The following is a 12,194-nucleotide window of genomic DNA, read 5'->3' on the forward strand; positions in this document are numbered from 1 at the left end:
TCACGCATTTCATCGGGAAGCTCTTGCCCGAAGCGAAGCGGCACGTGAGGATCACGCCGCAGTTCCTCATACGGGATGACACCATGAAGTACGCCTCGATGTTCCTCATTTCTATCAGTCTGCTCAGCGGTGCAGCCGTCGCCGGCAGCAATACCGAAGCCGCGGTCGGCGGTGCCCTCGGCGGCGCGTTGGGTTCGGTGGTTGGAGAGCACCTGGGAGGCTCGACCGGCGCAACCATCGGTGCAGGTGTCGGCGGTGCAGCCGGCGGCATGGTTGGCGCGGACAAGCGTAGCCGCACGGAAGCTGCCATCGGTGGCGGCCTCGGCGCGGCTGGCGGCAATGTGATCGGGCAGCGCGTCGGCGGCAGTACCGGCGGATTGATTGGCGCAGCCGTTGGCGGCGGTGCGGGCGGCGCGATTGGCAATGCCTACGGCGACGATGATCGCAGCGACCGTCGCTATCGGGATGATCGCCGTTACTACGGCCATCCAGGCAAAGCCAAGGGTCACTACAAGCACAAACACAAGCATCATTGATAGCGGCGGGCAGGCGCCCGCCTCCCACCTGTATTTGCCATCGCCCGGAACCGGCCTTCGCTGCTCCGGGCAATTCCTTTATGCCACGCCAGGCATTTTCGAACTAAGCCAAGACCTCCAGCGCCCCGCGTAGCCGCGTCGGAATCGACGTCGGTCGATTACTCGCCCGCTCGACAAATACGTGTACGAACCTGCCCGCTGCGCAGGCTTCCTGCTCGCCCTCGCGAAATATCGCCAGCTCGTACTGCACCGAGGAGTTGCCCAGCTTCGCAACGCGCACGCCAACCTCGATAAGGTCCGGATAGGCGATCGACGCGAAGTAGTCGCAGGCCGAACTCACGACGAAGCCGACGATCTCACCGCCCTGAATATCCAGCCCGCCCTGATGGATCAGATAGTTGTTCACCGCAGTATCGAAGAAGCCGTAGTAAACGACGTTGTTTACGTGGCCGTAGATGTCGTTGTCATGCCAGCGCGTGGTGATCGGCTCGAAGTGCTTGTAATCGCTGCGCAGGTGTTTGGGTTGTTCAGGCATGACAGTTCTCCGCGGTGCATAGATTGTTGGTGGAGAGGACGCTCAATAGGCGGCCTGGTAGATCGCCAGCGCATCGGCTTCGGTGACCTCGCGCGGGTTGTTGACCAACAGGCGCTGCTGGAGCATTGCCTCCTTCGCCAGTTGCGGCAGCATGTTTTCCGGCACGCCGGCATCGCGCAGGCGGGTGGGCAGGCCGACACGAGCGCTCATCTGCTCGAACTCCTCGATCAGCTGCTCGGCATAAGTCGACGGATCGTCCGTGCGCAGCCGATCACCCAGGATGATCGGCGCCAGCTCGCCGTAATGAGTGGTCGCCGCGCTGACGTTAAAGCGCAGCACCTGCGGCAGCACCAGCGCGTTCGACAACCCGTGCGGAATGTGGAAATTGCCACCCAACGGATAGGCCAGCGCATGCACCGCTGCCACCGGCGCATTGGCGAACGCCTGCCCAGCCAGGCAGGCGCCGAGCAGCATGGCCTGGCGCGCCTCGCGGTTTTGCCCGTTGTGCACCGCCTCGTCGAGGTTGGCGGCCAGCAGGCGCAGCGCCTCGCGGGCCAGCAAGTCGGACATCGGGTTCTTCTTCAGCGCGCTGGTGTAGGCCTCAATGGCATGCACCATGGCGTCGATACCGGTGGCGGCGGTAACCGCTGGCGGCAAGCCGAGGGTGAGGTCGGCATCCAGCAGCGCCAGGTCCGGCAACAGCAGCGGCGAGACCACGCCCATCTTGGTGGTTTCACCCGTGGTGATGATGGCGATCTGCGTGACCTCGGAGCCGGTGCCCGCGGTGGTCGGCACCTGGATCAGCGGCAGACGCTGGCCCTTGGCGTTGCCGACACCGTAGATGTCTTGCAGTGATTGAGTGTTGGCCGGGTGCGCCAGCAGGGCAACCAGCTTGGCGACATCCATGGAGCTGCCGCCACCGAAGCCGATGATGAGATCAGCTTTGAGCGATTTGGCCTGCTCCACCGCAGCCGTGACGATGTGCTCTGGCGGATCGGCGACGACCTGATCGTAGACGGCAACCTGCAGCCCATCAGTTTCGAAGCCCGGCAATACCTCATTGAGCAGGCCGAAACGGGTAATGCCGGGATCAGTCACGACCAGAACGGAGCGCGCGCCACGCTCCTTGCAGAGGCTGGCCAGCCGGCGGGAAGAGCCGGGCTCACAGATCAATTGCGCGGTTGTGGCAAAGCTGAACGGATGCATGCTGCCTCCTGATGGTTTTTTATTCACTTCGGCAAAGGCGGTCAAAAAATCAAACGCGCCCTCGCCCCCTAAGCCGGGCGCCCAGCCCTGTCCCTTTAGGAGAGGGCTGGGGTCAGCGGCAGGCGGTCCGCTCGCTCATTTATCACTACCTAAAACGCGAAATCCGCTTCCGGCAATGCCATCAGACAGTCCGCACCGCCCTGGATCGCCTCACGATGCGCACTAGCACGCGGCAGTACGCGGCGCAGGTAGAAATCCGCACTGGCCAGCTTGGCCTGGTAGAACGCCTCTTCACCGCTGCCCTGCTCCAGCGCATCCTGCGCCCGGCCCGCCGCTTGCAGCCAGAGCCCGGCCAACAAGACATAGGCCGAGTACTGCAGGAAATCGACCGACGCCGCACCGATCTCCTGCGGGTCGCGCCCGGTCGCGGCAATGATCTCAGCGCTCAGCTCACGCCATTCGCCGATGCGCGCCTGCACCTTGCTGGCCATCTCGTGCAGCGCTGGCCGGTCGATCTGCCGATCACAGACCTCGCTGAATTCCGCCTGCAACGCTGATAGCTCCGCACCACCATCGCCAAGCAGTTTGCGGCGGATGTAATCCAGCGCCTGGATGCCGTTGGTGCCCTCGTAGAGTTGGGTAATGCGGCTGTCGCGCATCAGCTGCTCCATGCCCCACTCGCGAATGTAGCCATGACCGCCATAGACCTGCACACCGAGGCTCGCCACCTCCTGGCCCATGTCGGTGAAGAAGGCTTTGACGATGGGGATCAGCAACGCCGCGCGCTTGCTCGCCGCCTTGCGGTAGCTCGGTTCGGGATGGCCGTGTTCGAGGTCCAGCTGCCGGGCGCAGTAAGCGGCCAGCATGCGGCTGCCTTCGACCAGGGTTTTCTGCGTCAGCAGCATGCGGCGCACGTCCGGGTGGACGATGATCGGGTCGGCGACCTTGTCGGGATGCTGCGCACCGGCCAAGCCACGTGATTGCAGGCGCTCACGGGCGTAGGCCAGAGAGCCCTGATAGGCCTGCTCAGCGATGCCCAGTCCCTGCAAACCGACCTGGAAGCGGGCGTCATTCATCATGGTGAACATGCAGGCCAGGCCCTGGTTGGGCTCGCCGATGACCCAGCCGGTGGCGCCATCGAAATTCATCACGCAGGTGGCCGCGCCCTTGATGCCCATCTTGTGCTCAATGGCGCCACAGCTCAGCGCGTTGCGCTCACCCGGCGTACCGTCAGCGTTGGCGATGAACTTGGGCACCAGCAGCAGGCTGATGCCTTTCACCCCGGCCGGCGCATCCGGCAGGCGCGCCAGCACCAGATGCACGATGTTCTCGCTCATGTCGTGCTCGCCGCCGGAGATGAAGATCTTGCTGCCGCTGACCCGGTAGCTGCCGTCCGCCTGCGGTTCGGCCTTGGTACGCAGCAGCGCGAGGTCGGTTCCGGCCTGCGGTTCGGTGAGGCACATGGTGCCGCTCCAGCTGCCGCTGACCAGCTTTTCCAGATAGGCGTTTTTCAGTTCGTCGCTGCCGTGCTTGTACAGCGCCAGCACCGCGCCTTCGGTCAGCCCCGAGTAGATGCGAAACGACAGCGAGGCACCCATCAGCATTTCGTGGAAATTGCAGGCGACCAATTGCGGAAAGCCCTGGCCACCGTACTCGGTCGGCCCGGTCATGCTCGCCCAACCGTTTTCGACGTACTGCTTGTAGGCCTCGACGAAACCATGCGGCGTTCGCACTTCGCCGTTCTCGAGGGTCACGCCCTCTTCGTCGCTGTTGCGATTGAGCGGCGCGATCTCGCCGCCGGTGTAGCGTGCGGCTTCTTCGAGCACGCCGTCGATCAGCTCGTGATCCAGACCGTTACCGAGTAGCTCGCAATGGGCCGTGGCATCGAACAGTTCGTGCAGCACGAAGCGCATATCGCGCAGCGGGGCCTTGTATTCCATGCTCAGACTTCCTTCTTGTAGTCGGCGAAACGACCGCCGAGCGTGGCCAGGCTGTCGATCAGTTCGGCCGGTTGCCAATGCTCACCGTGACGCTCGGCCAAAGCGTTCAAGCGCTCGCGGATGGCCGGCAGACCCTGGCGATCAGCCCAGGTCATCGGGCCGCCGACTTCAGCCGGGAAGCCGTAGCCATTGAGATAGACGGTGTCGATATCGGCGCTGGACTCGGCCATGCCTTCCTCGAGAATCTTCGCACCCTCGTTGACCAGCGCCAGCAGGCAGCGCTCGAGGATTTCTTCACTGCCGATCTCGCGACGCTGAAAGCCGAGCCGCTCGGACTCACGCTGCACCAGCGCATCCACTTCCGGATCATGCTCGGCCTGGCGGCTGCCCTCGGCATAGCGGTAGTAGCCCATGCGCGATTTCTGCCCGAAGCGGCCCAGCTCGCAGAGGCGATTGTCGATCTGCACCTCGGGTTCATCCTGACCCTTGCCGGCCAGCTCGCGGGCGCGCCACTCCAGGTCGATGCCGACCACGTCGTACATGCGGAACGGGCCCATGGCGAAACCGAAGCCCTGCAATGCGGCGTCGACCTGATGCGGATAGGCACCTTCAAGCAGCATCATCCGCGCCTCGCGGACGTAGGTGGCGAGCATGCGGTTGCCGATGAAACCCTGGCAGTTGCCAGCGATCACGCTGACCTTGCCCATGCGCTTGCCCAGCTCGGTAGAAGCGTCGAGCACGGCCTTCGAGGTCTTCGCGCCGCGGACGATCTCCAGCAGTTTCATGATGTGCGCCGGGCTGAAGAAGTGCAGGCCGACGACCTGCTCCGGACGCCCGGTCACAGCGGCGATCGCATCGATGTCCAGCGCTGAGGTGTTGCTGGCGAGGATGCCGGTGGGTTTAACGATGCGGTCCAGCTCACGGAAAATGTTCTGCTTCAGCTCGAGGTTCTCGTAGACCGCTTCGATCACCAGATCGACATCGGCCAGCGCCTGGTAATCGGCGGCCTTGCTGATACAGGCGCGGCGCGCCTCGGCCTGGGTTTCGTCGATGCGACCCTGGCGGACATTGTGCGCATAGGTATCGGCTACCGCGCCCAGCGCCTGCTCGAGCATCTCGGGATTGTTGTCCAGCCAGCGCACCTGCACGCCGGCGTTGGCCAGGCTCATGACGATACCGCGGCCCATGGTGCCCGCGCCGATCACGGCGGCGGTCTGGATATCGAAGCGGGTTTGGCTCATTGCAGCTGTCCTCGTTGCAAGGCTGGAAAAACTGGAGACCAACCATAGACGAAGACGCTACTATTTTTGAAATTTAGTCTTGTGATGTTTCGAATTCACCAAATGAATACCTACAACTTCGACCTCAACCTGCTCCGCGTGCTAGACGCCTTGCTGCGCGAGCGCAACGTCTCGCGGGCCGCCGAGCGGCTGTCGCTCAGCCAACCGGCGGTCAGCAACGCGCTCAATCGCCTGCGCGAACTGCTCGATGACCCGCTGCTGGTGCGTGCCGGCCGCGCGATGCAGCCGACCCCGCGGGCACTTGCACTCGAGGCGCCCATCCGCCATGCATTGCAGCAGATCGAGCACAGCCTGATTGCCGGCGAGGCCTTCGACCCGGCGCGCAGCCATCAGCGTTTTCGCATCGCCGTAACCGACTATGTCGAACTGATCTGCATGCCCGCGTTGATGCGGCGGCTGGCGGAGCACGCGCCGGGCATCCAGCTGGCGATCCAGCACCTGACGCCGACATTGCCGGTCGAAGCCTTGGACAACGGCGAGGTCGACCTCGTGCTTGGCCGTTTTCTGGAGGTGCCGTCGCGCTTCCACGTCCGGCGCTGGGCCAGCGAGACGCTGCAGGTCGCGGTGCGCCGCGACCACCCGTTACTCGCAGGCGACCTGGACCTGGAGGCATTTCTGCGTCTGCGCCACCTGTGGGTACATGGTGGCCAGACGCGCGGGATGGTCGACCAGTGGCTAGAGGCCAAAGGCCGCGAACGAGAGGTTGTCTACACCACTCCAAACTACCTGCAGGCAGCCCATATCGTCGCCAGCAGCGACCTCGCTGCGGTATTGCCGACCCAGCTGGCGCGCTACTTCGCCACCTTGCTGCCCCTGCAAACCTTCGATCTGCCGTTCGATCTCGGTACCTTCGCGCTGGATATCGTCAGCGTCGCGCAGCGGCAGAACGACTCGGCGTTGCAGTGGCTGATCGCGCAGATCGACGCAGTGGCACCCGCCTGACGCGGCGCGAATCCGCGCCTCGCAGATGATATTCATTTGCTACTATCGGGCTTCGCTCGCTTCGGTGAGCAGGGAACCAGACGATCTCTTCCGTATCTCAGCAGCGCTAGCGGAACATCGCAGCCAGGCTGGCATCTATCCTTGATACCTCGCCATGGGAACATGGACGATCCAAGCAAATTCAGGAGCGAACACTCTATGGCGGCCCTGCTGCAACGCACTATCGATGCCATTGCCCGGAATCAGTCCGAACTTCTCAACAGCTGGAAAAGCGACCTGCAAAGCCTCGGCGGCTACCACAACGTCAGGCCCGAGGAGCTCGCTCAGCAATCCACTGACTTCATTCGCCTGCTCAGTGGCAGCCTTAGCGGCGGCAACTCGGCCGACATCACCGCTTCGGCCTGGGATGGCATGCGCCTGTACCTGGAAACGTTGTCGCGTAGCCGCGCCGTGCTCGGTCTCGACTCGCAGCAGACGGCAGGCTTCATCTTCGCCGCCAAACGCCCACTGATGAGCCTGTTGCAAAGCGAGTACGCCAACGAGCCTGCCGTGTTCGCCGAACAGCTGTGGGCGGTATCCGACCTGATCGACAATCTGGGCCTGCATACCGTCCGGGCCTTCCAGCGATCCCGCGAAGAAGTGATCAAGCGCCAGCAGGAAGAATTGCTGGAGCTGTCGACGCCGGTGGTGAAACTGTGGGATGGCGTACTGGCCCTGCCGATGATCGGCACCCTCGACTCGCAGCGTACCCAGGTGGTGATGGAGTCGTTGCTGCAGCGCATCGTCGATACCGGTTCGGAAATCGCCATCATCGATATCACCGGCGTGCCGACAGTCGACACCTTGGTGGCCCAGCACCTGCTCAAGACCGTTACTGCGATCCGCCTGATGGGTGCCGACTGCATCATCAGTGGCGTACGCCCGCAGATCGCACAGACCATCGTGCACTTGGGGCTCGACCTGCAAGGCATCGTCACCAAGGCCAGCCTGGCCGACGCCCTCGCCCTGGCCCTGCGCCGTTCGGGTCTCACCGTGACCAAGGCCGTCTAATGGATCGCATACCCATTCTGCGGATGGGCGAGTTTCTGCTCGTCACCATCCAGGTCGACATGCACGACCAACTGGCAATGACCCTGCAGGACGACCTGGCCGAGCGCATCAGTGCAACCTCGGCGAAGGCCGTGCTGATCGATATCTCCGCGCTGGACATGGTCGACTCCTTCATCGGCCGCATGATCGGCACCATCTCCGGCCTGTCGCGGATCATGGACGCCGAAACCGTCGTGGTCGGCATGCAGCCCGCCGTGGCAATCACCCTGGTCGAGCTAGGTCTTGAGCTTCCAGGCGTCAGCACGGCGCTGAACGTCGAGCGCGGCATGCAGCTGTTGCGTGCCCGCGTGGCCGCGCAATGATCGTGCGCAGCAGCGGCAGCCAGCCGGTGCGCCTCGAGCAGGATGTAGTACTGGCACGACAGACCGTGCGCAAGCTGACCCAGGAATGCGCCATGCGGCTGATCGACCAGACCAAACTGGTCACCGCTGTCAGCGAACTGGCGCGTAATACCGTCGTCTATGGCGGCGGCGGCGACATGGACTGGCAGATCATCGAGGATGGCGCGCGTATCGCCGTGCGGCTGACCTTCCGCGACGAAGGTCCGGGAATCGCCGACATCAAACTGGCGATGACCGACGGCTGGACTTCCGGCAGTGGACTCGGGCTCGGCCTCACCGGGGCCAAGCGCCTGGTAGACGAATTCGAGCTCGATAGCACGCCTGGCATGGGGACGCGTATCACCATCACGCGGTGGACATGAACGTTCAGGGAAGCGTCACCCAGGTTTTACCGATCGAAGATGCCAGCCAGATCGGTCATGCACGCCGCGTTGCCCAACGCTTGGCCGAACAACACAACTTCGACGTAACCGATGCCGGACGGGTTGCCCTGCTGGCTACCGAGTTGGCCAGCAACGTGCTCAAGCATGCCGGCAGCGGTGAGCTGCACCTGCGTGCAGTCCAGGGGCAAGATGGTGCCGGTGTCGAGATCATCGCGGTTGATCGCGGGCCTGGCTTTGATCTTAACCAGTGCCTGACTGACGGCTATTCCAGCAGCGGCACCCAGGGCATTGGCCTTGGCGCCCTGGCGCGGCAGGCGCAGGTGTTCGATGCTTTCTCCGATGCCCGCGGCTCCGTTGTGCTCGCGCAGCTATTCCCGCGAGGGGTAAAGCCACCGCGGTGGCGCTACGGCGTCAGTCAGCAGCCTTTTCCAGGCGAAATCGCATGCGGTGACGACTGGCACCTGGCCCTCGACGAGCAACGCTGCAGTGTTCTGATGATCGACGGCATCGGTCACGGCGAACTTGCACAGCAGGCGGCGCATGCCGGCTCCGCCGCATTCGGCGAGAACCCGTTCGTTTCACCTTCCGCTCTGTTCGACGATATGCACCGGGCCATGAATGGCGGCCGTGGCGGCGCTGTGGCTGTCGCCCAGTTCGACCGTCAGCGCCAGGCACTCAGCTTCGCCGGCATCGGCAATATCGGCGCCAGCCTGATCGGCAGCGACGGCTCACGCGGCCTGGCCTCGCACCCCGGCATCGTTGGCGTGCGCTTTCGCAAGGCCCATGTTTTCGATTACCCGCGGGGCGATGCACGGCTGCTGGTACTGTATAGCGACGGCCTGCAGTCGCGCTGGAACCTGCGCGACTACCCCGGCCTGGTCCACCGTCATCCGGCGATTATCGCCGCGCTGTTGCAGCGTGACTTCTGTCGCGGCCGCGACGACGTAACCGTACTGGCGCTCAATCTGGAGGATACCTGTGGCTGACCCTACCCTCCCGGAGCCCGGCGAAGCAGGCCGGATCGAACTGTTGCGTCGTGAAAACGAATCGCTGCGCTCCGAACTCGAAGAGACCAATCAGGGCGTGCTGGCGCTCTACGCGGAGCTGGATACGCAGGCTGAACAGCTGCGCCAGGCATCGGAACTGAAAAGCCGCTTCCTGTCGTACATGAGCCACGAGTTCCGCACGCCACTGGGTTCGATACTCAGCATCACCCGCCTGCTCAGCGATGAGCTGGACGGCCCACTGAGCGCTGAGCAGCACAAACAGGTGCGCTTCGTCAGCTCTGCCGCCAGCGAGCTGAGCGAGATGGTGGACGACCTGCTCGATCTGGCGAAGATCGAGGCGGGGCGCGTCAGCATTTCACCGGCCTGGTTCGACATGCTCGACCTGTTTTCGGCATTGCGCGGGATGTTTCGTCCAATCGTCGAAGGCTCGCCCGTTGACCTCATCTTCGAGGAGCCGGTAGGCCTTCCGCGCTTCTATACCGACGACAAGAAGCTCGCGCAGATCCTGCGGAACTTCATTTCCAATGCGCTGAAATTCACCCCACAGGGCGAGGTTCGTGTTTCGGCGCGAATGGAAAACCCACAGCAGGTCCGTTTCGCCGTCAGCGACACCGGCATCGGCATCGCTGCCGAGCTGCACGACCGCCTGTTCGAGGATTTCGCCCAGGTCGACTCTCCGCTGCAGAAGCGTCTGCGCGGTACCGGCCTGGGCCTTGCGTTGTGCAAACGCTTTGCCGAATTGCTGGGCGGTCGGGTTGGGCTGGAAAGCGAACCGGGAAAGGGCTCCGAGTTCTACGTGATCATCCCGTTTGCCATCCAGGCGGAGGGTACCGATGGGTCGTGACAGCCGCTTGCTGATCGTCGACGACAACGCAACGACGCGCTACGCCATGCGCCGGGTGCTGGAACGTCATGGCTATCAGGTATTGGAAGCAGGCACCGGCGGCGAAGGACTTGCGCTGGTCGCCAGTGCTGCGCCCGATGCACTGATTCTCGACGTCAACCTGCCGGACATGAGCGGCTTCGACATTGCCCGCCAGTTGCGTACCGACCCGGGCACCGCCCTGCTGCCGCTTATCCACGTCTCCGCCGCGTCTATCGAAACCAATGACATCATTACCGGCCTCGACGCGGGCGGCGACGCCTACCTGATCCACCCGGTCGATCCCGATGTGCTGTTGGCCACCCTGCGCACCTTGCTGCGGGTACGTGATACCGAACATGCCTTGCGCGACAGTGAAGCGCGCTTCCGGGAAATCTTCATCCATGTTGCCGCCCCCATCGCCGTGCTCGACGCGGAGCTGCAACTGCACGAATGCAACCACGCTTTCGAGCTTCTGATCGGCTCGGCCAGCCCTGCCACACTACTGACCGACATTTTCGCCGCGGGCCAGGAGGCCCTGGTTGCCGAATTGCGCACACGCCTGCAAGCCGGTGAGCGCTGGCGCACGCTATTGCAGATGCGGGTCCATGGCGAAACGCGTGAAACCGAATGGCAGATTTCCCCGTACCGTACGCCGGGCCTCGGCCTGGTATTCGTCGAGGACGTGACCGAGCAACGCCACCGCGAGCGGGCCCAGCGTCAGGAGATCGCAAACACCACAAGCCAGCTCGCCCACGAAGTGGCCGAGCGAGCGCGCACCGAAGAGCAGCTCTTGCAGGCGCAGAAGATGGACGCCCTGGGCAAGCTCACCGGCGGTATCGCCCACGACTTCAACAACCTGCTTACCGGCATCATTACCGGCATCGAATTGATGAAGCAGCGCATCATCGAAGGCCGCGCCGACAGCGTGCTGCGCTTCGCCGATGCATCGCTCAGCTCGGCGCGCAGCGCAGCATCGCTGACCAATCGCCTGCTCGCGTTCGCCCGCAAACAGCCACTGGATGCCCGCGCGCTGAATATCAATGAGCGCATCCGTTCGCTGGCAGATCTGTTACGTCGCACGATCGGCGAGCGCATCACGCTGACGTTCGACTTCACCAACGAGCCCGCCGTGGCCCGCGTAGACATCAGTCAGTTCGAAAGCGCGCTGCTCAATCTGGTGATCAACGCCCGTGACGCGCTGCCTGATGGCGGTCATATCCGAATCAGTACGTTTCTATCTGATGGCAGCCAGAAGCCGGAGCTGGCGGCAGGTCGCTATATCGGTCTGTGCGTGAGCGATGACGGGACGGGTATTGATCCTGGCGTACTGGACAAGGTCTTCGACCCCTTCTTCACCACCAAGCCACAGGGGCGCGGCACCGGGCTGGGGCTGTCGAGCATCTATGGCTTCGCCTTGCAGTCAGGGGGCGATGCGAGCATCCGCAGCACACTCGGGGCCGGCACCGAAGTCACCTTGCTGCTGCCGGCCGCCAGCGGTGAGCCAATAGCGGCGGCGGCGGCAGCACCCGACGCCTCGATCCGCCTTGCAGGCCACGAGCATGTGCTGGTCGTGGAAGACATGCCCAGCGTCCGCATGCTCATCGCGGAAACGCTGATCGATGCAGGTTATCGCTGCAGCCAGGCCGGCGATGTGGAAACGGCCCAAGCGCTGCTGGAAGCCGACACGTCGATCGAACTGCTGCTCACCGACGTCGGGCTGCCTCGCCTTTCGGGGCGGCAGCTTGCGCAATGGGCTCGACAGTCAAGACCGGGGCTGCCGGTGATCCTGATCACCGGTTATGCAGAAAATGCCTCCAGCCGCGAAGGGTTCATCGACGAGCGCATGGACCTGGTGCTCAAGCCGTTCGAAGCCGCGGACCTGTTGACCAAGATTCGCGGCCTGCTGGACGGCGCGCAAGGATAGATACACCCAGCCTTGCTAGCCCGTAACGCCAAGCCACGCAAAAAGCGCTGGCAGCAGAAAGCAAAAAACCCGCCGAAGCGGGTTTCTTCTGACCATTCCGAATC

The 12,194-nt window shown here is 63.5% G+C and carries 12 protein-coding genes; 8 read left to right on the forward strand and 4 right to left on the reverse strand.

Annotated elements, in window-relative coordinates:
* Window positions 1-83: 83 nt before the first annotated feature.
* Window positions 84-536 carry a YMGG-like glycine zipper-containing protein gene (locus SM130_RS20295; protein WP_102826466.1) on the forward strand — a complete coding sequence of 151 codons (453 nt, stop codon included), beginning with the start codon at window positions 84-86 and terminating at the stop codon, window positions 534-536.
* A gap of 103 nt (window positions 537-639) precedes the next feature.
* Here SM130_RS20295 and SM130_RS20300 read toward each other — a convergent pair whose 3' ends face one another.
* The 4 genes from SM130_RS20300 to SM130_RS20315 form a co-directional block, all read right to left on the reverse strand.
* Window positions 640-1,071 (reverse strand): acyl-CoA thioesterase, encoded by a 432-nt coding sequence (locus SM130_RS20300; RefSeq protein ID WP_102826467.1) that lies wholly within the window; start codon window positions 1,069-1,071, stop codon window positions 640-642.
* 42 nt (window positions 1,072-1,113) lie between these two features.
* Window positions 1,114-2,277: an iron-containing alcohol dehydrogenase gene (locus SM130_RS20305; RefSeq protein WP_102826468.1), complete on the reverse strand. Its 1,164-nt coding sequence runs from the start codon at window positions 2,275-2,277 to the stop codon at window positions 1,114-1,116.
* Between the two features lie 149 nt (window positions 2,278-2,426).
* Complete coding sequence (locus tag SM130_RS20310) at window positions 2,427-4,217, reverse strand: acyl-CoA dehydrogenase C-terminal domain-containing protein (protein ID WP_102826469.1); 1,791 nt, start codon at window positions 4,215-4,217, stop codon at window positions 2,427-2,429.
* Between the two features lie 2 nt (window positions 4,218-4,219).
* Window positions 4,220-5,458 carry a 3-hydroxyacyl-CoA dehydrogenase gene (locus tag SM130_RS20315; protein ID WP_102826470.1) on the reverse strand — a complete coding sequence of 413 codons (1,239 nt, stop codon included), beginning with the start codon at window positions 5,456-5,458 and terminating at the stop codon, window positions 4,220-4,222.
* Window positions 5,459-5,560: 102 nt separating this feature from the next.
* Between SM130_RS20315 and SM130_RS20320 the strand changes: the two genes are divergently transcribed.
* The 7 genes from SM130_RS20320 (at window position 5,561) to SM130_RS20350 (ending at window position 12,090) form a co-directional block, all read left to right on the forward strand.
* Window positions 5,561-6,460 carry a LysR substrate-binding domain-containing protein gene (locus SM130_RS20320; protein ID WP_102826471.1) on the forward strand — a complete coding sequence of 300 codons (900 nt, stop codon included), beginning with the start codon at window positions 5,561-5,563 and terminating at the stop codon, window positions 6,458-6,460.
* Between the two features lie 198 nt (window positions 6,461-6,658).
* Entirely contained in the window at window positions 6,659-7,510 is an 852-nt protein-coding gene (locus tag SM130_RS20325) for an STAS domain-containing protein (protein WP_102826472.1), read from the forward strand.
* Window positions 7,510-7,872: an STAS domain-containing protein gene (locus SM130_RS20330; RefSeq protein ID WP_041015300.1), complete on the forward strand. Its 363-nt coding sequence runs from the start codon at window positions 7,510-7,512 to the stop codon at window positions 7,870-7,872. The genes SM130_RS20325 and SM130_RS20330 overlap by 1 nt, the downstream gene beginning before the upstream one ends.
* Complete coding sequence (locus SM130_RS20335; RefSeq protein WP_102826473.1) at window positions 7,869-8,273, forward strand: ATP-binding protein; 405 nt, start codon at window positions 7,869-7,871, stop codon at window positions 8,271-8,273. The genes SM130_RS20330 and SM130_RS20335 overlap by 4 nt, the downstream gene beginning before the upstream one ends.
* Complete coding sequence (locus SM130_RS20340; RefSeq protein WP_102826474.1) at window positions 8,270-9,280, forward strand: ATP-binding protein; 1,011 nt, start codon at window positions 8,270-8,272, stop codon at window positions 9,278-9,280. The genes SM130_RS20335 and SM130_RS20340 overlap by 4 nt, the downstream gene beginning before the upstream one ends.
* Window positions 9,273-10,145: a sensor histidine kinase gene (locus SM130_RS20345; RefSeq protein ID WP_102826475.1), complete on the forward strand. Its 873-nt coding sequence runs from the start codon at window positions 9,273-9,275 to the stop codon at window positions 10,143-10,145. Before SM130_RS20340 ends, SM130_RS20345 begins: the two co-directional genes overlap by 8 nt.
* Window positions 10,135-12,090: a response regulator gene (locus tag SM130_RS20350; RefSeq protein WP_102826476.1), complete on the forward strand. Its 1,956-nt coding sequence runs from the start codon at window positions 10,135-10,137 to the stop codon at window positions 12,088-12,090. Before SM130_RS20345 ends, SM130_RS20350 begins: the two co-directional genes overlap by 11 nt.
* Window positions 12,091-12,194: the final 104 nt, after the last annotated feature.

Origin of the sequence: Stutzerimonas stutzeri (genome assembly GCF_038561965.1) — a bacterium.
GTDB lineage: Bacteria > Pseudomonadota > Gammaproteobacteria > Pseudomonadales > Pseudomonadaceae > Stutzerimonas > Stutzerimonas stutzeri_AA.